Raw genomic sequence first — 20,158 nt, 5'->3', positions numbered from 1 at the left:
ATGAAAGGGATTATTTTAGCGGGTGGCTCTGGGACGCGTTTGCACCCAATAACAAAAGGTGTATCGAAGCAGCTATTACCGATTTACGATAAACCAATGATTTATTATCCATTATCAGTATTAATGCTGGCTGGTATTAATGAAATATTAATTATCACAACACCAGAAGAGCAAGAGGGCTTTATTCGTTTATTGGGAGATGGTTCTCAATTTGGTATAAATCTTACTTACAAAGTTCAGGCTTCTCCTGATGGGTTAGCACAAGCATTCATTATAGGTGAAGATTTTATTGGCACAGATGACGTGTGCTTGGCTTTAGGTGATAACATCTTTTTTGGACAGGCATTTGGTAAACAGCTTAAACATGCTGCTGAAAATTTAACTGGCGCGAGTGTTTTTGGTTATCAAGTAATGGATCCTGAACGATTTGGTGTTGTAGAGTTTGACGAAAACTTTAAAGCATTGTCCATAGAAGAGAAACCTAAAAATCCTAAATCGAATTGGGCAGTAACTGGTTTATATTTTTATAATAATTCAGTTATCGACATAGCTAAAAATGTTAAGCCATCATCACGTGGTGAGCTAGAAATAACATGCGTAAATCAAGCTTACTTAGAACAAGGTACCTTAAACGTAGAACAATTGGGACGAGGCTTTGCATGGCTTGATACTGGTACTCATGATTCGCTACTAGAAGCATCCCAATTTGTTCAAACAGTTGAAAAACGTCAAGGCTTTAAAATTGCTTGCCTAGAAGAAATTGCATTACAGCAAGGTTGGTTAACTAGAGAGCAAGTTTATCGTATAGGTAATGACTTGGCAAAAACTGGTTATGGTCAATATTTATTGAACATCACAAAATAGTTATTAAAAGATAAAAATATGAACGTTATTAAGACCAAAATAAAAGATTTAGTCATCATAGAGCCTAAAGTTTTCGGTGATGAAAGAGGTTTTTTTTATGAAATTTTTCAAGCAGAACGCTATAAAGCCGCTGGAATAAATGCAGATTTTGTGCAAGACAATCGCTCCCGCTCAACTCAAGGGGTATTAAGAGGCCTGCACTTTCAAAAAAACAAACCTCAAGGGAAATTAGTATCCGTTACCGAAGGTGAGGTGTTTGATATTGCCGTTGATTTACGTCCACATTCGGATACATTTGGCCAACACGAAGCTGTTTTATTAACTGGTGAGAACAAACTACAATTTTACGTTCCACCTGGTTTTGCTCATGGCTTTTGTGTATTAAGTGAAACCGCTGACTTTCAGTATAAGTGTACCGACTATTACGATCCAAATGACGAAAGTGGCTTATTATGGAATGACTCTGAATTAGCAATACATTGGCCACTTAATAATCCACTATTGTCTGATAAAGATAAAATTCAGCCAACATTTTGTGAGATTAAAGACAAGCTAATAAATGGGTGGGATAAATAATGGCATTGTATACAGTATTTGGCGGGCGTGGTTTTATTGGTTCTGAAATAGTGAATCAGCTAAATGATCTAGGGCATACAGTTAACGTTCCCAAAAGAGGTGATAATGCAATTTTTGAATCCGACTTAGGAACTGTAATTTACTGTTCTGGTGTTGGTGATTGTAAAAACACACCATTTTCTGTTTTGGAGGCCAATGTCAGTTTACTTGCGCAGATTTTACAACAAGCAAAGTTTGAGCGCTTACTTTACGTCTCCTCTACTCGCGTATACATGAACCAGGCACTATCAAGTGAACATGAAAACTTAACTGTTTGTGTAGATGATAATAGGCGACTATTCAATTTGACAAAGTTAGTAGCAGAAGAGCTATGCCTTAAAAGTGGTCGTAACGTTAGTATCGTAAGACCGAGTAATGTGTATGGCGTGGCGTTAAACAGTCCTCTTTTTTTACCTGCTATCACACGTAATGCTATTAATCATAGAAAAGTAGATATGTATATTCCTAAGGGGTATGCTAAAGATTATGTTTCAGTGGAAGACGTTGCTTTTTGTTGTATTACAATTGCCTCAAGTGAACAATGCGATAACCAAATAATTAACATTGCTGCGGGTTATAATATAACAGCACAACAAATTGCAGACATGCTACAAGAACATACACAATGTGAAATTGTATGGCATGAAATAGATTTTCCAAATGAGGTCTTTCCACCAACTGATATAGCATTAATAAGTAATATAATTCCAAACTACAGCCCTAAAAATGTATTAGCGGATTTACAAGAAATGATTGTTGAATTTACAAAAGTGTTAAGCATCAATTAATGAGTGGGTTTAATCGTTTATTGAAAAATTCTTTAGCTAATATAATCAATGGTTTTTCTAATGTAATATTAGGTATTGTTATATCCCCATTTTTGATAAATACACTAAGCTTTGAGGAGTTTTCAGTTTGGTCAATATGCTTACAGGCGGGTATTGCTGTGAGCATTTTTGGTGTGGCGGGGCAAATAACAATAGGCCGCTTTACCTCTCAGTTCAAGTTTAACAATGATGAGCTAGGGTTAAATCGAGTTATTAATAACTATTTTAATATCATTTTTTATATTTTTGTATTTTTCCTGCTGTTGTTAACAGTCATTATAGCAAACTTTGAATCTATATTCGCCAACATCCCAAATGATATTATTTTTGATTCAACAATCTCATTCATATTGGTTTTTAGTTCATTTATTCTCGGTATATTTTCTACAGTAGTCATTGGCTACTTCATTGGCATAGAAAAAAACTATGTCACGGCAAATATTAATCTCATATCCAGAGTGTTTATTGGTATTGCAGTAGTATTTTTAGCCGACTATGGCTTAATTGCTATTGCATCCAGTTACTTTGTGATTAATGTGCTTTCATATCTATTTATGTACAAACAGTTTCGTGCTTTTGAAAAACATCATTTTTCATTTGGTTTGCAAGGTAAAATTGACGAGCTTATTAAGTTCTTCGGTGGGCTAACTATTTGGAATTTTGCTCAGTTTCTTATATCAGGAATAGGTATTTTCGTTGTTTCTATTTATGACTTTGAAAATCTCCCCTATTTTGTATTAGCAATGACCATGGTGAATGCAGTCGTTGGTCTATTAGGTGCGATTGTTAATCCGATTATTCAACCAATAGTAAAGTTGAATGAGGCAGATAATAAAAAAGGAGTTGATGAGCTTGTTATGTCATTGTCAATGATTTTTGCATTGGCAACATTTTTGGGTGTTAACATTTCTAATTATATTTCTTTGCAAATACTTCAGCTTTGGGTTGGCGACAGTAATGGTGAACTTGCTAATAACTATTTCAACTATTTATTAGTCGCATTTTCGATTCGAATGGTTATTGCTCCTTATGGTATGAAGTTAGTTGCCAATGGCCATCAGCTTAAAATTGCACACTTTCCGGTTATTGAAGGTGTATTAAATTTAGTTTTTTCAATATGTTTTGTGAGAGAATTTGGGGCTATAGGTATCGCATATTCAACAATACTGTCTGCAATAGTTATTATGTTGGTTTATGCAAGAAAATACTCAAAAGAAACTATTTTAGATAAAAGTGCTTTATTTATATTCTTGTCATTTCTGCTAATACCTTCAATAGCTGTAATTTCAATTTTTTCCTTTGATTATGTAAGTGATGAATATCGCATCTATTTGCAATTAGCACAGGTCTTTGTAATTATTGCTGCGGGGTACTATATGAGTAAATATTTTGCGAAAGTTAAAGGTATTGTTAATGAAACTAAAGCAATTAGTTAGAGATTTTTTAGTTGTGATAAAGTCTAATTATTATAAGAAATTAAATAAAAGTTCTATTTTTGCGGACAAGACAATACTTTTTGAAAAAATAGATATATCCCACTCATCAATTGGGAAATACACTTACTTTGCAGGTAAGGGGACTGTGAGCAACGCAATAATTGGTAGTTATTGTTCTATTGCTGATGGCGTTAAAATTGGCATTGGGTTACACCCGCTTGATTGGGTTTCTACACACCCATCAACTTTCTCTAGTAATACTATTTTTCCTTATAGACATTTTTCAAGATCAAAACCATTTCTCGAATCAGAAACCGTCACTATAGGTAACGATGTATGGATTGGATTAAATGCAATCATTTTGGATGGTGTTGTTGTAGGTAATGGTGCTGTTATTGCTGCCGGTTCTATCGTTACTAAGAATGTTGATGATTACGCTATAGTCGCCGGAGTCCCTGCAAAGATAATTAAGTATCGAACTCAACCTGAAGTAACTAATATTCCGTGGTGGGAATTCGATGATATTAGCTTAAATGAATATTTAACCAAGGTTGATAATTCACATGTATGAGTTTATCTATAAAGTAAATCGTCGTATTTATCTATTATTATGGAATATTTTATTTAAGCGAGATTTCAAGTCATTTGGTAAAAAAACGACTATCTACAAGCCTAGAAATATTCAAGGTGCGAAGTATATTGATTTAGGTTGCAGAACATCATTTATGCCTGATGCTTGGCTATTAGCACTTAAAATTGATGATAATGATCCACAGCTTGTTATCTCAAATGATTGTTACATTGGCCATTATGTTCATATTGTTGCTGTTAGGAAGGTGATAATTGAAGATTCAGTGTTAGTTGCTGATAAAGTTTATATTTCAGATAATTTACACAACTACGAATCGATTTCAGTACCGATAATTCACCAACCTGTTAAATACCATCGTAATGTTCTTATTAAATCAGGGGCTTGGATCGGTGAAAATGTATGTGTTATTGGTGCTTGTATCGGTAAAAATTCAGTAGTCGCAGCAAACTCAGTTGTCACAAAAGATGTGCCTGATTACTGTATTGTAGCAGGGGCTCCTGCAAAAATTATCAAACGTTATTGCCATGAAAGCAAATCTTGGAAAAAAGTTAGCTATGAATCAATGTAAAAGATTGGGTTTAGTCACTGTTTTATATAACTCGCCTGAAATACTAAATGATTTCTTCGAAAGTATTAATAATCAAAAAAATATTAATTTTCACTTATACGTTATAGATAATAGCTCATTATCAGAGCCATTAGCGCTTTCTAAAGTATTGGTAGAACAATATAAACTACCAGTAACATTTATAGATAATAAAGGTAAAAATGTAGGCGTTGCTGCTGGCAATAATCAAGGAATAAAAGCTGCTTTGAGTGATGGTTGCCATTATATAGGTTTAATAAATAATGATCTTATTTTTAGCAAATCTGATGTTCTTTTCTCTTTATGTTTATCTTTAAATGAGTATGACTTAGTTACCCCTAAAATTTATGCTTACCCTGAAGGCGATGTGTGGTTTGAAGAGGGTTACTTCGATAATCTAAGGGGGACTACTCCTCATTCTTTAATTACTGATAAATCTGTAATGCCTTATGCTCCTACATGCTTTTTGATATGTAAATCAGAAATATTTGAGGTTTGTGGAATTATGGATGAGTGGTATTTCGCTTATTATGACGATTCAGATTTTTTGTATAGGGTGAATAAAGCTGGTTACCAGCTTGGCTTTATAAAATCTGTATATATTCAGCATAAAGTGAGCTCTAGTACAGGTGGAAGTTATAGTGACTTTACAATCTACTATGCTACTCGGAATCGTCTTTATTTTATTCGCAAGAACATAAAAAAAATATTACCTCTTTTTTTTACTGTACTGTCCAGGATCTTTACGTTCCCAAAAATTAAATATAAACAATACGGTCTTTTGGTTAAAGCTATCATTGATGGCCTTAGAGCTAAAGTTTAATGCCCTATTTTATTGTATTTATATTATTGTTATCTACAGGATTTGATGTTTTGGCCGTTAATACGCCTGTAGGTGCGGTTCGATTCTCATTTTTATTGTTTTTACTTGCTGCTATTTGGATGTTTTTTTTTAAAGAGTTTAAAGTTTCTAAAGTCGGTTTAATAATTTTTCTTTTAATCATATTTATGATGTTAATTTCGACTTACTTTTCTTTTTCCCCTATTCGTAGTCTTTCTTACATAGTATGGTTTATCATTTGCTACTTATTCTATTTTAGTGTTACTAAAAATGCGATAAGGCAATTCTCTCCAGAGAGTATTATTAAAGTTTTTAGGGACTTAGGTCGTTTACTGATTTTAGGGTGTATTTTTCTAAAGGTTTTAGGGGTTGATAGACCATCACTTTTTTTCTATGAACCATCTTATATGGTCATTGCATTATTGCCATATACTTATTTTACAATTTTACAATTTAAACTTAATAATACTGTCTTTAAGCTTATAGATGTAATGTTAGTGGGTATATTGGTTTTAATAACGATGTCGGCAAATCTGTTGTTATCAATATTAGTTGTTATTTTAGTGGGGTATTTGAGGCCGTCTTTTAAATCAATATTTATATTGATATGCTTTTCTGTTTTAAGTTATTACTTTTCAATTTGGTATTATACAAATAATTCAGATTTACTCGCTTTTACATTTCAAAAAATACATGAATCACCTGATATAATAGCCTCGCTACTTGAGCGAACAGGAAATCGTTGGCCGCGAACTATGATAGGGATAGATGTTGCAAAAGAGTATTTTAACTCAGGGATCGGTTTAGGAGCTTTTGCAGATTTTTCTATTTATTATAATGTTTATAAAGATTATGCTGGTGGGTTTGTTTGGAATGAGCCGAGAGGTTTTCCTGCAAGCAATGTTTTTATAGAACTTTTGGCTGAAGGTGGGATTGGGGTATTAGTTGTTTTTTTAATTTTTATTCTATATACCTTTTTTAGTTCTTTAAAAGTTCAGGATAATAAACGTTATATATCGGATTGGCGTAAAATTATATTTATATTTTTTATATTGTTAATGTTCGAGTCGAGTTTATTAAGACCCTACTTTTGGGCTTATTTAGGAGTTCTTGCAAGCTTTACTGCCTTGCCAAATTGTTCAAATTTAAAAAGATTAAATAAATGAAATTAATTATAATTGATGCCCGCTGTATTTTCGACTCTGGAGTTGGTGTGTATTTGAGGGAAGTTTTACAGAGGTTAATTAAAGAGGATGTTCAAATTGAGTTGATTATGGATAGAGCCCAAAAGGCTCAGTTTGAAGCTCTTAAAATATCAGTGAAAAAGGTACATGTTATAAAGTATGGGAGATTCTCTTTTTTTAACCTATTGTTTTTGAATAAGTTAATAAAGCATGCTGATGTGTATTTAATGCCGTCTCTTACTGTGTCGCCTATTTTTAGTTCGGTACAAAAGATGACTGTTGTTCATGATGTATGCCCAATTAGGATGTATAAATCTTTTGGGTACATTACTGCAATAGCTTATTGGTTCATGCTGGGGATTCAATTGGTCTCTTCTAGAAAAGTAATTGCTATCTCTGAGTTTACAAAAAATGAGATTAAAGCCTATTACCCCTCATATTTGACTAGAAAAATTGATGTTATATACAATGGACTTTCCACTCGCCTTAACGATAAATATAAAGAAAATATTCGTGAAAAGCCCTATTTATTATGTGTTGGTAATGTAAAACCACACAAAAACATAGTCAATTTTGTAAATTATTTTACAAATCACAGTAAGTTTTCTAAAAAATTTATACTTGTAATTGTTGGGCAGTCTGATGGTTTTAGAACAGGAGAAAAGCCCCTTATTTGTTACGAAGATAATGTTGAGTTTACAGGTTTTGTAAGTGATGAAGAATTAGGGGGGCTGTATGATAATGCATCAGCTTTTGTTTTCCCTAGTTTTTATGAAGGTTTTGGTTTGCCTATCTTGGAGGCTATGAGTTTTAACTTGCCTATATTAGCTTCTGACATACCTGTTTTTAAAGAAATAGCCCAAAATACTATAGAGTATTTTAACCCTAATAACTTCAATGATTTTGATACGAAGTTGGAAATACTGTTTTCGCGCAGTAACTCTGATTTTTCTAAAATCCTAGAGCAGTTTACTTGGGAAAATAATGTAAAAAAGATGATTGGTATTATAAATAGATGAAAATTTTACAAGTGAATAAACTTTATACCCCTGATATTGGTGGTGTAGAAACAGTATGTCAGCAATACAGTGAGCTTTATGCAAAAAAACATGATGTAGTAGTATTATGTGTACATAAAAAATTTAAGCTGTTAGGCGATGTTTCTTATATTAACGGAGTTAAAGTAATCAGATGTAGCTCTTTGGGTATGTTTTTTTCTATGCCAGTGTCATTAAGCTTTTTATATCATTTTATTATACAATTTATAAAATGCGATATTGCTTTTATCCACCTTCCTTTTCCACTTGCAGATGTCTCTTGGATGTTTAGCTCTTTTGTGAAGCGCAGAGTGTATTTAGTTTGGCATAGCGACATAGTTAAACAAGGATTATTCAAAAAGTTATTAGGTCCAATTTTAAGATTAAGTGTTAGAAATGCCAATAAGATTCTTGTCACCTCACCATTGATGTTAGACTTTTCAGATAGTTTGAGCTCTGTGAGGCATAAATGTTCAGTCATACCCTTATCTGTTGATTCAAGCAAGATAAAGCAACAAGCTAATTTCAAAACAAATATTGAAGAAGTAGAGCATCTTACTGAAATTGATGGTCTGTTTTTTGGTCGTTTATGCTATTACAAAGGTGTAAATGTACTACTAGACTCCCTAGTTAATGGAAGCAAGAATGGCTTTACTCCAAAAGTTGTAATAGCTGGTAGAGGAGAATATGCAGAGCTAATAACTAAAACTATTATTACGTATAATTTGACAAATGTAATATTTATTAATCGTTTTTTGAGTGAAGAAGAAAAATACAACTTAATTAAAATGTCAAAATGTTTTTTGTTTCCCTCCATAGAAGTATCAGAAGCTTTTGGAATAACTCAGCTTGAAGCCATGTGCTTAGGTATACCTGTAATTAATACGGACCTCGCATCAGGAGTACCTTGGGTTAGTTTGCACGATGAAACAGGCTTGACTGTAGAGCCTAAAAATTTAGTACAATTTTTAGATGCTTTTAAATTACTTTTAGGCAATGATATTTTGCGAAAGAAGTTTAGCGAGAGTGCAATTAAAAGGGTTGCTACAGAGTTCGATGATACAATTATTATTAAAAAATTAAACTTACTGATAGAAGAGTAAATAAATGATTTTACCTATTATAATGGCGGGTGGCTCCGGCACGCGCTTATGGCCGCTTTCTCGTGGCAATTACCCAAAACAGTTTTTATCGCTAAGCGGCGAACATACGATGCTGCAAGATACATTAAGCCGATTGAATGGTCTTGTGCATAGTCCAGCTATGCTAATTTGTAACGAAGAGCATCGTTTTATTGCCGCAGAGCAAGTACGTCAATTAGGTGTAAAGCATAGCGGTATATTTTTAGAGCCAGTAGGGCGTAATACAGCCCCTGCAATAGCACTCGCTGCCTTCAAAGCAATTGAAAAAGGCGAAGACCCATTACTGCTTGTACTTGCTGCCGATCATATAATAGATGATATCGTTTCGTTCCATCAAAGCGTTAACAAAGCCTCAGAGCTTGCAAAGCAAGGTAAGTTAGTCACATTTGGTATTGTTGGCAATAAACCAGAAACAGGTTACGGCTATATAAAACGTGGCGAAGAGTTTAGTACAGGTTTTGTAGTAGACAGCTTTGTTGAAAAACCAGATTTAGAAACTGCAAAACACTATATTGCCAGTGGTGATTATTACTGGAATAGCGGTATGTTTTTATTTAAAGCGAGCCGTTATCTAGCCGAGTTAAAAGCGTTTCGTCCTGATATTTATAATGCTTGTAAAAAAGCAATTGAAATACAGTCTAACGACCTAGATTTTATTCGTGTAGATAGAGCTGCATTTGAAGCTTGCCCTGATGAATCAGTAGATTACGCCGTAATGGAACACACCCAAGATGCGGTTGTTGTGCCTATGGATGCAGGTTGGAGTGATGTAGGTGGTTTTGCTGCGTTGTGGGAAGTATCAACTAAAGACGAAAATGGCAATGCATTTACTGGTGATGTGAAAGCCGTTGATACTAAAAATACCCTTGTGTTTGGCGAAGACAAACTTGTTGCCACCGTAGGTGTTGAAAACTTAGTCATAGTAAACACCAAAGATGCCGTACTTGTAGCGCACAAAGACCAATCACAACATGTAAAATCGATCGTACAGCAATTAAAAGCTGAAAATCGTTCAGAAGCAACCATGCATCGTGAAGTATATCGCCCTTGGGGTAAGTATGATTCGGTTGATAATGGTGAACGTTTTCAAGTTAAACGTATAACGGTAAAGCCTGGCGCTAAGCTAAGTGTACAAATGCATCATCATCGCGCAGAGCATTGGATTGTTGTATCAGGCACCGCTAAAGTACAAATCGACGACACAGAGCAATTTGTAACAGAAAATGAGTCGGTTTATATTCCCATTACAGCCGTGCATGCACTCGAAAACCCAGGGAAAGTTGATTTAGAGCTTATTGAAGTTCAATCAGGCTCGTATCTAGGTGAAGATGATATAGTGCGCTTTGAAGATCGTTACGGGCGAGTAAAAGGATAAATTATGGATACAAAAATCATAATTGAGCAAAGTGATATTGCTTTTGGCACAAGTGGCGCACGTGGGCTGGTTACTAACTTTACTCCAGATGTATGTGCAGCTTTTTCAATCGCATTTATTAAATCGATTGAAACAAAATTTAGCTTTAATACAGTCGCGCTAGCAATTGATAACCGTCCAAGTAGCTACGCCATAGCACAAGCTTGTGCTGAAGGATTAAAACAACTTAATGTAAACGTAATATATTACGGCGTAATACCTACACCAGCTTTAGCATATAAAGCAATGCTGGATGATATTCCATGCATAATGGTAACAGGCAGTCATATACCATTTGACAGAAATGGCTTAAAGTTTTATCGCCCAGATGGTGAAATTACTAAAATAGATGAACAAAGTATTTTAAGTGCATCGGTAGAATTTATTACACTGAGTCAAGACTTAACAGAGCTATGTGAAAGTCAGGCAGCAAGAAGTGCTTACATACAGCGTTACAGCGAATTATTTAATAGCGACGCATTGGCAGGTAAAAAAATAGGTATATATGAGCATTCAAGTGCGGGGCGCGATATTTATAAACCATTGTTTGAAAGCCTCGGTGCCAATGTAATTAGTTTAGAGCGAAGTGATGTTTTTGTACCTATTGATACAGAAGCTGTGTCGGATGAGGATAGAGAAAAAGCGCTCAACTGGTCAAAAGAGCACAGCTTTGATGCAATATTTTCTACCGATGGAGATGGAGACCGTCCATTATTAGCTGATGAAAAAGGTCACTGGCTAAGTGGTGATACTCTAGGGTTGCTTACAAGCCAACTATTAAATATAGAAGCACTGGCAGTACCCGTAAGCTGTAATACTGCGATAGAAAAATCAAATAGTTTTAAACAGGTTACGCGCACAAAAATAGGCTCGCCTTATGTAATAGCAGAGTTTAATGAATTAAAAGCGCATTTTACTCGTATTGCTGGTTTTGAAGCAAATGGTGGTTACCTACTTGGTTCTGATATTGAGGTTAATGGTAAAAGATTAACGGCATTGCCAACGCGAGATGCATTACTACCAGCGTTGTTAGTTTTGGCTCAAAACAAATGTATATCAAATCAGCTATTAGCATTACCAAATCGATTTGTTGCAAGTGATAGGTTACAAAACTTCCCTACCGATAAAAGTCGTGAGCTGATTAGTGTGTTAACACAAAATGTTGAAGTACTGACTTCTGGATTAGGATTGCAAGTACACTCAGCAATTGATACAACCGATGGTTTAAGAGTAACGTTAATTAATGATGAAATAGTGCACCTTAGACCTTCAGGTAATGCCCCCGAACTTCGTTGTTACGCAGAAGCATCGTCATTAACGGTAGCAAAAAAATTAGTTGTAGCTGCATTGAAATTTTCTAATGAGTATTATATTTAAACCAATATAGTATATAGGGCTGCAAATATATGCAGCCTTGTTTTCACTGAAAATCTCTGGTTAGAAATAAATGAATTTAAATACTTTTAACTCAGTGTTTTAGCTAATTTATTAACCAGAGTTCAGGTAAATTAGTGTGAAAGTAGCCTGTTGAGATAGAGTTTTTACAAAAGCTTAGCTTGTCTACACATAAACCCCCAAACTTAACTCTCTGTGTTATTTGCGCAGTTTGACCCAACCAAGTACAATCTGCCCTCACCAAATTAAATCTTTACTATAGAAAGTTAGCACTTTGTTTTATGTAACCCTGATTAATAAGAAATAATAATCGGCTTTTATAATCAATAGGTTAAAGTGTTTTTAAGTTATTCACTAAAGTACTGGTTAAAGCTTGTGGCGCTAAAAAAGCTATTTTATTTTAAAATTATGTATACCAGCTCATTTAACAGTACCAGTAAATATATTCGTTAAAAGGTAAACGCAGCACTGAGATTGTAGGTTTAAAATAAATCAGTACGCAAACTCTTAACTACAGATAGAAAGATTAACCGAAAGTGAAAACCTAAGAATAATATACTAGTGAGGTTTTTTGCGGGTATGCTTTTCACATTTATTTAACTGGTTGCGTGTTTACTGAACAGTCGTATCTTGCGCCGCTACTATAGCCATGCTTTAATTAGCCAGTTAAAAATACAAGTGCTCACCAAGGTCGGTGAGTAAGTGCAATATTAAAAAAATTGGGATTCTACAATGGCGTTAAGCTGTAAATCACTCGCATCAATACTCGCAATACTAAGTGTAACAGGCTGTACAATAGTACCAGGAAGCCATTTTGAAGGTATAGACTCAGGCGAGCAAACACAAAACCTCGAACAAGATCTCGAAAAAGTAAACATTCAAATAATCGACTCGCTACTAATAAATAAACAAAATCAAGCACGTATAGCAGCTAAACCAATTTCAAGCACCGATGGCTTAAACGTAAGTAACTACGAATACAAACTAGGCGTTGGTGACGTACTAACCATTGGTGTATGGGATCATCCTGAGCTAACAATACCAGCTGCTGTACAACGAACAGCCGAATTTGACGGTTTCCGTGTACAAAAAAATGGCACAATAACCTACGCATACGCTCCCAATATTCCTGCCGCAGGTAAAACGGTTGGTGAGGTTCGTAACGAGCTGGTAAAACGTTTAAGCCGCGTAATAGAAGACCCTCAAGTAGACGTAAAAGTAGTTGGCTTTAAAAGCCAAAAAGCGTATGTGACTGGTGAAGTAAAACAGCCCGGTGTATACCCAGTAACCGAAATTCCACTTACCTTAATAGATGCTCTAAGCCAAGCCGGTGGCTTAACAGAAGAAGCAGATTGGCGAACAGTAACGTTTACCCGTGGCAATACAACAGAAGTTATTCAACTTAATAACTTTTATTCCCATGGTGACATTTCGCAAAACAGATTATTACAAAACGGCGATATAGTGCATGTTAGTCGTAACGACGCACAAAAAGTGTTTGTATTAGGTGATGTAAAAAGAGCTGGTTCAGTAACCCTTAATCGTTATGGCTTAAACTTGGCCGAAGCGCTAAGCGATTCGGGCGGTTTGAACGAAAATACAGCCGATGCTAATGGTGTATTTGTACTGCGTAAAAGTAATGTTGAGCAAACCGGTATTATTGCTAATGTTTACCAGTTACATGCTAAAAATATAGCCGCAATGGTATTAGCTGAGCAATTTGAACTACAACCGCACGATATAGTTTATGTAACATCAGCGCCACTTGCGCGTTGGAACCGTGTAATTAGTTTATTATTACCATCGGTAGCGACTGTTGATAATTTAAACGACATTAACAACTAAGGATTTATTAAGATGTTTGATTCTGTTTTAGTTGTGTGTGCCGGTAATATTTGCCGTAGCCCAACAGGTGAGTATGTATTAAAAGCAAAACTCGAAGGTAAAAATATTAAAGTATCATCAGCGGGTTTAACAGCGCTTGAAGGCAAACCAGCAGATGCAAAATCCAAACAAATAGCACTCGCACATGGCGTTAATATGGATGCTCACCAAGGGCAGCAGCTTACATCAAGCTTAGTAGCGCAAAACAGCGTAATACTAGTGATGGAAGAGCGCCATTTAAACGACGTACATGCGCGTTATCCTGAAGCGCGCGGTAAAACCTTTTTACTAGGGAAATGGATTAATAACGCCGAAATACCCGACCCATACCGCCAAAGCCAAGAGGCTTTTGAGCACGTTTATACATTAATCGATAGCGCGTGTAGCGCTTGGCAAAAGTATTTATAAGGAATGGCTAATTTAATGAATGCTCAGCCGAATAACAGCGCTAATGGCGCGAATAATAAAAACACCAATAACACAGCACAGCCATCGCAAGAAATTGATTTAATGGCATTATTAGGTACATTGCTCGACCGAAAATACTTTATAGTGGGAATTACCGCACTATTTATGTTTATAGGTGTTGTATATGCCGTGTTAAGCACGCCAGTGTACCAAGCAACAGCTATGATACAAGTTGAAGATGGCGGTGGCTCAGTCCCAGGCTTTGACGACATGGCAGGCATGTTTGAAAGTACATCGGCTGCGGTAACAGAAATTGAGCTATTAAAGTCGCGCAGTATTATAGGTGAAGCGGTAGATACATTAAAACTTGATGTAACAGCAGAGCCTAAGTTATTCCCGTTTATAGGTAGCCGCGCTTACCGTAAATATACCCCAATGGAAGAGGGCGATTTAGCCCAGCCAAGTTTTGGCGCTAACAGCTACGCCTGGGGTGGAGAGAGCATAAACGTATTTAGGTTTGATGTACCACGTACCGCTATAGAGCAAGAATTTACGCTTATAGTGCAAAATAACAACGGTGTTGTGCTAATAAATGATAATGGCGAACAAATATTAAGTGGCAAAGTAGGTGAAGAACTCACTAATGGTAAATTTAACTTAACCATACGCAGTTTAAATGCACGCCCAGGTACCGAGTTTATAATTACCCGTAAAGATCGCCTAAATACTATTTTAGACCTTCAAGCAGAGATCGGTGCAAGTGAAAAAGGCAAAGACTCAGGCATCATTAACTTAAGCTTACAAAGTACTAAACCAAGTTATGCCGAAAAAGTGCTAGATAAAGTGGCAGCTATTTATGTACGCCGTAATGTTGAGCGTAGCAGCGCAGAGGCGCAAAAGTCACTCGAATTTTTAGAAGTGCAATTACCAGAGATAAAAAAACAACTTGAGTTTGCCGAGCAACGCTTTAACGATTACCAAATAAAACGCCAATCAATAAATATAACATTAGAGACCCAAGGCGTGCTTGAGCAAGTTGTAAAGCTTGAAACTAAACTACAAGAGCTTAATTTAAAACGCTTAGAGCTAGGGCGCAAATTTAAAAAGGACCATCCCGCATATCAAAGTATTATTGAGCAAGTAGCGGCTGTAAATAAGCAAAAAGACGAGCTAATTGGTGAGGTAGGTAACCTGCCCGAAACTCAACAAGAGCTACTACGCTTAAAGCGTGATGTTGAAGTAAGTAACCAAATTTACACACTATTACTTAGTAAAACACAGGAGCTTGATATAGTACGTGCAGGCACTGTGGGTAATGTACGAGTAATTGACTACGCAGAAGTAAATACCAGCAAACCCGTAAAACCTAAAAAAGCATTAATTGTTGTAATGGCAACTATGCTAGGTGGCATGTTGGCTATAGCTATTGTACTTATACAAAAAGCCATACATAAAGGGGTAGAAGACCCAGCTGAAATAGAAGCCTTGGGTATACCTGTTTACGCAAGTGTACCGCACTCAGATTACCAAGATAAACTAAGCGGCTTTACCGCAAAGGTACGCAAAAATAAAGTAAATAAACCTAAGTCGATACTTGCACTCGATAACCCCGCCGATTTAGCTATTGAGGCACTACGCAGCCTGCGTACTAGCTTACACTTTGCGATGATGGAATCTAAAAATAACATTATTGCAATTTCGGGTCCAAGCCCAAGCGTAGGTAAATCGTTTGTATCAGTAAATTTAGCGGCTGTACTGGCTCAAAGTGGCAAAAAGGTATTGGTTATAGATGCCGATATGCGTAAAGGCTACTTACAAACCCAATTTGGCTTAAAGTGGGATAATGGCCTAAGTGACTACCTATCTGGCCGTTTAAACCTAGAGCAAGTTACTAAACCGACCAAGGTTGATGGCTTAAGTGTTATAACTCGAGGGCAAGTACCACCTAATCCTTCTGAGTTATTAATGCATAGTAACTTTAGTGAATTAGTTGCAGAAGTTAGTGCAGCTTACGACATAGTAATTATAGATACACCGCCAATATTGGCAGTAACCGACCCAGCCATTGTAAGTGCCCATACCGGTACAACCTTGCTTGTAGCGCGTTTTGGTCAAAACCATTTGCGTGAAATAGAACTAACGCGTAATCGCTTTGAACAAAATGGCATAGACGTGAAAGGCTTGGTGTTTAACGGCGTAGTTAAAAAAGCGAGTAACGCCTATGGGTATTATGGCTACTACAACTACGAATACAAAAGTGATAAATAATTTTTAACTCTTTATTATTAAAATATAAAGGGCCTATTGGGCACTTTTTATAAAAAGTATAAAAACAAGGTATTACAATAAGATAGTCAAAATTGACTGTCCCAATTTAGAAAAAAGTGTCTCAGTGGGTCAAATGATCACTGAGATACTAAGTTGAAAAGATGCATTTTCTAATCCTTGCATTATTCCATTATTATAGTCTTATTCGTTATTTCTACCTTCTTAAATATGCGGATTTCGATATAAAGTTTGACCTTTTGGTTGTATCAAAATCAGCAATAGGCTGATTAAATAGAATAAGTAAACTGAATTTATGCTTTCACTAAACGACTTTAAAAAAATAGTAGAGTTAACGCCTCTAATTTCGATAGATTTAATCGTTAGAAATCGCGATGGTAATATCCTGTTAGGTGAGAGATTGAATAAACCTGCACAAGGCTTTTGGTTTGTCCCAGGGGGTCGAGTGTTAAAAGGTGAAGCACTTGAAGTAGCTTTTGCTCGATTAATTAAAGCGGAACTTAACTCTGCTCTGATTAGCTCTAGCTTTAAAGGTGTATACCAACATTTATACGATGATAACGTATCAGGTGAAAGTTTTGGAACACATTATATAGTACTAGCTTATGAAATATTATTGGACTGCGACTTGAGCTCATTACCTACTGAACAACATTCGAATTATAAATGGTTTGAAGAGGATAAACTGTTGCAGGATAAAAATGTGCACCTTCACTCTAAATGGTACTTTCAAGAAGAGAAAGAAGCCGATAAAGCATTTTGCTAGACCTAATCAAGTTTAATTAATTTTTATATGGAATATTTATGATCACACCAGTAATTATGGCTGGCGGTTCGGGTACACGCTTATGGCCACTTTCACGTAGCAACTACCCAAAACAGTTTTTAAAGTTAAGCGGCCAGCATACAATGCTGCAAAATACCTTAAATCGCTTAAATGGTTTAAACCATAGCCCAGCAATGTTGATCTGTAATGAAGAGCATCGTTTTATTGCAGCAGAACAGCTTCGCCAGTTAGGTGCTGAGCACTCTGGTATATTTCTAGAGCCAGTAGGTCGCAACACGGCACCTGCAATCGCACTTGCCGCATTCAAGGCCATTGAGATGGGCGAAGACCCACTACTTTTAGTGCTAGCAGCTGATCATGTAATAGAAGATATCGCCTCATTTCAGCACAGCGTTAATCAAGCGGCAGAACTTGCCTTGCAAGATAAATTAGTTACATTTGGAATTATTGGTAACAAACCTGAAACAGGGTACGGTTATATCAAGCGCGGTGAGCGATATCAAACGGGCTTTGTTGTAAATAGCTTTGTCGAAAAACCAGATGTAGCTACAGCAGAAAGATATATCACAAGTGGAGATTATTACTGGAACAGCGGTATGTTTTTATTTAAAGCAAGTCGCTACCTAAATGAGCTTAAAACGTTTCGTCCGGATATTTATGAAGCGTGCGAAAAAGCGATAAAAATTCAAAGTAATGATTTAGATTTTATACGAGTGGATAAAACAGAGTTTGAAGCATGCCCAGATGAATCGATTGATTATGCGGTAATGGAACACACAAAAGATGCAGTTGTAGTTCCTATGGATGCAGGCTGGAGTGATGTAGGCGGTTTTGCTGCACTTTGGGAAGTGTCTGCGCGAGACGAAAACGGTAACGCATTCAAAGGCGATGTAAAAGCAGTCGATACAAAAAATACACTTGTATTTGGTGAAGACAAACTTGTTGCCACCGTAGGTGTTGAAAACTTAGTCATAGTAAACACCAAAGATGCCGTACTTGTAGCACACAAAGATCAATCACAACATGTAAAATCGATCGTACAGCAATTAAAAGCTGAAAATCGTTCAGAAGCAACCATGCATCGTGAAGTATACCGCCCTTGGGGTAAATATGATTCAGTCGACAGTGGTGAGCGCTTTCAGGTTAAACGTATAACAGTAAAACCAGGGGCTAAACTTTCAGTACAGATGCACCACCACCGTGCAGAACATTGGATAGTTGTATCAGGTACAGCTAAAGTACAAATTGACGACACAGAGCAGTTTGTGACAGAAAATGAGTCAGTTTATATTCCTATTACCGCAGTACATGCCCTTGAAAATCCAGGGAAAGTTGATTTGGAATTGATTGAAGTACAGTCAGGTTCTTACCTTGGTGAAGACGATATCGTACGTTTTGAAGATCGCTATGGCAGAGTGGAAGGGTAAATTATGAATACTAATATCGTAATTGAACAAAGTGGTATTGCTTTTGGTACAAGTGGAGCGCGTGGGTTAGTTGCGGACTTTACTCCTGACGTTTGCGCAGCTTTTTCAATCGCGTTTATAAAGTCAATTGATATGGAATTTGGTTTTGATACTGTTGCTATCGCTATTGACAATCGTCCAAGCAGTTACGCAATGGCACAAGCGTGTGCAGAAGGTTTGAAACAACTTGATTTAAATGTTGTCTACTACGGAGTCATACCTACACCAGCACTCGCTCATCAAGCAATGAAGGATAATATTCCATCTATAATGGTTACAGGAAGTCATATACCCTTTGACCGAAACGGCTTAAAGTTTTACCGACCTGATGGGGAAATAAGCAAAACCGATGAGCAAGCTATTCTAGGTGCCACGATAGAATTTACAGGGTTAAATGAAAACCTAAAAGATCTAAATAAAAGTGATGCAGCCAAAAAAGCCTACATACAACGCTACAGCGAGCTCTTTAGACACGATGTACTTGCTGGAAAAAAAATAGGCATTTATGAGCACTCAAGCGCGGGTCGTGATATTTATAAAGTGCTATTTGAAAGTTTAGGAGCTGAAGTTAAAAGCTTAGAACGAAGTGATATATTCGTACCAATAGATACTGAGGCAGTTTCTGCAGAAGACCGAAAAAAAGCATTGGATTGGTCAAAAAAATATAACTTTGACGCAATATTCTCAACTGATGGTGATGGGGACCGCCCGCTTCTAGCTGATGAGAATGGTAATTGGTTAAGTGGTGATACGCTCGGGTTACTCACAAGTCAGTTACTTAATATCGAAGCGTTGGCTGTACCAGTTAGCTGTAATACAGCAATTGAGAAGTCCGAAAGTTTTAAGTATGTAACGCGAACAAAAATAGGTTCGCCATATGTAATCGCAGAGTTCTCTAAATTGAGAGAAAGTTTTACCCGTGTTGCGGGTTTTGAAGCGAACGGTGGTTATTTACTGGGTTCAAATATAGAAGTTAATGGTAAATTACTAACTGCACTGCCAACGCGAGATGCTTTATTGCCAGTATTAACATTGCTAGCTCAACCAGATAGCATAGCGACTATCCAGTTAAAATTACCAAAGCGCTTTACGGCGAGTGATCGAATCAAAAATTTCTCAACCAATAAAAGCAATAAAATTATAATTGAAGCGACGGAAGAACCAGAAAAACTATTAGCAGCAATAGGCTTTAAGGATTTTACAATTGAAAATGTGAACACTATTGATGGTCTAAGAATAACATTCCTCGATGGTCAAATTATTCACCTCCGTCCATCAGGGAACGCACCTGAATTACGCTGTTATGCTGAAGCCGATACATACTTAAAAGCGACTCAATTGGTTTCAAATAGTTTAGAAAAAGTTCAGCATTTATAATTTAATATAAGCATATA

Annotated in this window: 18 protein-coding genes; all 18 read left to right on the top strand. The window is 36.2% G+C overall.

Annotated elements, in window-relative coordinates; translation table 11 throughout:
* The 18 genes from rfbA to NRL14_RS15870 all read left to right on the top strand — a co-directional run bounded on the left by rfbA (position 1) and on the right by NRL14_RS15870 (position 20,141).
* A complete protein-coding gene (rfbA, locus tag NRL14_RS15955; protein ID WP_007376729.1) occupies positions 1-864 on the top strand; it encodes a glucose-1-phosphate thymidylyltransferase RfbA in 864 nt (287 codons plus the stop codon).
* Positions 865-882: 18 nt separating this feature from the next.
* A complete protein-coding gene (gene rfbC, locus NRL14_RS15950) occupies positions 883-1,440 on the top strand; it encodes a dTDP-4-dehydrorhamnose 3,5-epimerase (protein ID WP_007376730.1) in 558 nt (185 codons plus the stop codon).
* Positions 1,440-2,267: an NAD(P)-dependent oxidoreductase gene (locus tag NRL14_RS15945; protein WP_007376731.1), complete on the top strand. Its 828-nt coding sequence runs from the start codon at positions 1,440-1,442 to the stop codon at positions 2,265-2,267. Before rfbC ends, NRL14_RS15945 begins: the two co-directional genes overlap by 1 nt.
* Positions 2,267-3,742 (top strand): putative O-unit flippase, encoded by a 1,476-nt coding sequence (locus NRL14_RS15940; protein WP_007376732.1) that lies wholly within the window; start codon positions 2,267-2,269, stop codon positions 3,740-3,742. Before NRL14_RS15945 ends, NRL14_RS15940 begins: the two co-directional genes overlap by 1 nt.
* 145 nt (positions 3,743-3,887) lie before the next feature.
* The gene (locus NRL14_RS15935; RefSeq protein WP_237113681.1) at positions 3,888-4,313 is read left to right on the top strand and encodes a CatB-related O-acetyltransferase; all 426 of its coding nucleotides are present in this window, start codon (positions 3,888-3,890) and stop codon (positions 4,311-4,313) included.
* Positions 4,306-4,902, top strand: a complete 597-nt coding sequence (locus tag NRL14_RS15930; RefSeq protein WP_007376734.1) for an acyltransferase — start codon at positions 4,306-4,308, stop codon at positions 4,900-4,902. The genes NRL14_RS15935 and NRL14_RS15930 overlap by 8 nt, the downstream gene beginning before the upstream one ends.
* On the top strand, positions 4,859-5,743 hold the full coding sequence (locus NRL14_RS15925; RefSeq protein ID WP_306725115.1) for a glycosyltransferase family 2 protein: 885 nt from the start codon (positions 4,859-4,861) through the stop codon (positions 5,741-5,743). Before NRL14_RS15930 ends, NRL14_RS15925 begins: the two co-directional genes overlap by 44 nt.
* Complete coding sequence (locus NRL14_RS15920; protein ID WP_306725114.1) at positions 5,743-6,927, top strand: hypothetical protein; 1,185 nt, start codon at positions 5,743-5,745, stop codon at positions 6,925-6,927. The genes NRL14_RS15925 and NRL14_RS15920 overlap by 1 nt, the downstream gene beginning before the upstream one ends.
* Positions 6,924-7,964 carry a glycosyltransferase family 1 protein gene (locus NRL14_RS15915; protein ID WP_007376737.1) on the top strand — a complete coding sequence of 347 codons (1,041 nt, stop codon included), beginning with the start codon at positions 6,924-6,926 and terminating at the stop codon, positions 7,962-7,964. The genes NRL14_RS15920 and NRL14_RS15915 overlap by 4 nt, the downstream gene beginning before the upstream one ends.
* Positions 7,961-9,085 carry a glycosyltransferase gene (locus NRL14_RS15910; protein ID WP_007376738.1) on the top strand — a complete coding sequence of 375 codons (1,125 nt, stop codon included), beginning with the start codon at positions 7,961-7,963 and terminating at the stop codon, positions 9,083-9,085. The genes NRL14_RS15915 and NRL14_RS15910 overlap by 4 nt, the downstream gene beginning before the upstream one ends.
* A gap of 4 nt (positions 9,086-9,089) precedes the next feature.
* Positions 9,090-10,499, top strand: a complete 1,410-nt coding sequence (locus NRL14_RS15905; protein ID WP_007376739.1) for a mannose-1-phosphate guanylyltransferase/mannose-6-phosphate isomerase — start codon at positions 9,090-9,092, stop codon at positions 10,497-10,499.
* A 3-nt stretch (positions 10,500-10,502) separates the two neighbouring features.
* Entirely contained in the window at positions 10,503-11,915 is a 1,413-nt protein-coding gene (locus tag NRL14_RS15900; RefSeq protein WP_306725113.1) for a phosphomannomutase, read from the top strand.
* Between the two features lie 750 nt (positions 11,916-12,665).
* On the top strand, positions 12,666-13,778 hold the full coding sequence (locus tag NRL14_RS15895) for a polysaccharide export protein (RefSeq protein WP_306725112.1): 1,113 nt from the start codon (positions 12,666-12,668) through the stop codon (positions 13,776-13,778).
* Positions 13,779-13,790: 12 nt separating this feature from the next.
* Entirely contained in the window at positions 13,791-14,225 is a 435-nt protein-coding gene (locus NRL14_RS15890) for a low molecular weight protein-tyrosine-phosphatase (protein WP_306725111.1), read from the top strand.
* Between the two features lie 15 nt (positions 14,226-14,240).
* Entirely contained in the window at positions 14,241-16,493 is a 2,253-nt protein-coding gene (locus NRL14_RS15885; RefSeq protein WP_306725110.1) for a polysaccharide biosynthesis tyrosine autokinase, read from the top strand.
* Positions 16,494-16,806: 313 nt separating this feature from the next.
* A complete protein-coding gene (locus NRL14_RS15880; protein WP_033038743.1) occupies positions 16,807-17,277 on the top strand; it encodes a GDP-mannose mannosyl hydrolase in 471 nt (156 codons plus the stop codon).
* A gap of 38 nt (positions 17,278-17,315) precedes the next feature.
* A complete protein-coding gene (locus NRL14_RS15875) occupies positions 17,316-18,725 on the top strand; it encodes a mannose-1-phosphate guanylyltransferase/mannose-6-phosphate isomerase (protein WP_033038746.1) in 1,410 nt (469 codons plus the stop codon).
* Positions 18,726-18,728: 3 nt separating this feature from the next.
* Positions 18,729-20,141, top strand: coding sequence for a phosphomannomutase (locus NRL14_RS15870; RefSeq protein WP_033038748.1), 1,413 nt, complete (start codon positions 18,729-18,731; stop codon positions 20,139-20,141).
* The last annotated feature ends 17 nt before the right edge of the window (positions 20,142-20,158 follow it).

The organism is Pseudoalteromonas sp. 20-92 (genome assembly GCF_030847595.1).
Lineage (GTDB): Bacteria > Pseudomonadota > Gammaproteobacteria > Enterobacterales > Alteromonadaceae > Pseudoalteromonas > Pseudoalteromonas fuliginea.
Note: the sequence above shows the minus strand (reverse complement) of the source record. Positions and strands in the feature narration are given on the sequence as shown.

Excerpts from the sequence above, each read along its gene's own strand:
- rfbA (WP_007376729.1), top strand. The coding sequence starts at position 1 with ATGAAAGGGATTATTTTAGCGGGTGGCTCTGGGACGCGTTTGCACCCA.
- NRL14_RS15945 (WP_007376731.1), top strand. The coding sequence starts at position 1,440 with ATGGCATTGTATACAGTATTTGGCGGGCGTGGTTTTATTGGTTCTGAA.
- NRL14_RS15920 (WP_306725114.1), top strand. The coding sequence starts at position 5,743 with ATGCCCTATTTTATTGTATTTATATTATTGTTATCTACAGGATTTGAT.
- NRL14_RS15905 (WP_007376739.1), top strand. The coding sequence starts at position 9,090 with ATGATTTTACCTATTATAATGGCGGGTGGCTCCGGCACGCGCTTATGG.
- NRL14_RS15940 (WP_007376732.1), top strand. The coding sequence starts at position 2,267 with ATGAGTGGGTTTAATCGTTTATTGAAAAATTCTTTAGCTAATATAATC.
- NRL14_RS15880 (WP_033038743.1), top strand. The coding sequence starts at position 16,807 with ATGCTTTCACTAAACGACTTTAAAAAAATAGTAGAGTTAACGCCTCTA.
- NRL14_RS15870 (WP_033038748.1), top strand. The coding sequence starts at position 18,729 with ATGAATACTAATATCGTAATTGAACAAAGTGGTATTGCTTTTGGTACA.
- rfbC (WP_007376730.1), top strand. The coding sequence starts at position 883 with ATGAACGTTATTAAGACCAAAATAAAAGATTTAGTCATCATAGAGCCT.
- NRL14_RS15925 (WP_306725115.1), top strand. The coding sequence starts at position 4,859 with ATGAAAGCAAATCTTGGAAAAAAGTTAGCTATGAATCAATGTAAAAGA.
- NRL14_RS15895 (WP_306725112.1), top strand. The coding sequence starts at position 12,666 with ATGGCGTTAAGCTGTAAATCACTCGCATCAATACTCGCAATACTAAGT.
- NRL14_RS15915 (WP_007376737.1), top strand. The coding sequence starts at position 6,924 with ATGAAATTAATTATAATTGATGCCCGCTGTATTTTCGACTCTGGAGTT.
- NRL14_RS15890 (WP_306725111.1), top strand. The coding sequence starts at position 13,791 with ATGTTTGATTCTGTTTTAGTTGTGTGTGCCGGTAATATTTGCCGTAGC.
- NRL14_RS15885 (WP_306725110.1), top strand. The coding sequence starts at position 14,241 with ATGAATGCTCAGCCGAATAACAGCGCTAATGGCGCGAATAATAAAAAC.
- NRL14_RS15875 (WP_033038746.1), top strand. The coding sequence starts at position 17,316 with ATGATCACACCAGTAATTATGGCTGGCGGTTCGGGTACACGCTTATGG.
- NRL14_RS15900 (WP_306725113.1), top strand. The coding sequence starts at position 10,503 with ATGGATACAAAAATCATAATTGAGCAAAGTGATATTGCTTTTGGCACA.
- NRL14_RS15910 (WP_007376738.1), top strand. The coding sequence starts at position 7,961 with ATGAAAATTTTACAAGTGAATAAACTTTATACCCCTGATATTGGTGGT.
- NRL14_RS15930 (WP_007376734.1), top strand. The coding sequence starts at position 4,306 with ATGTATGAGTTTATCTATAAAGTAAATCGTCGTATTTATCTATTATTA.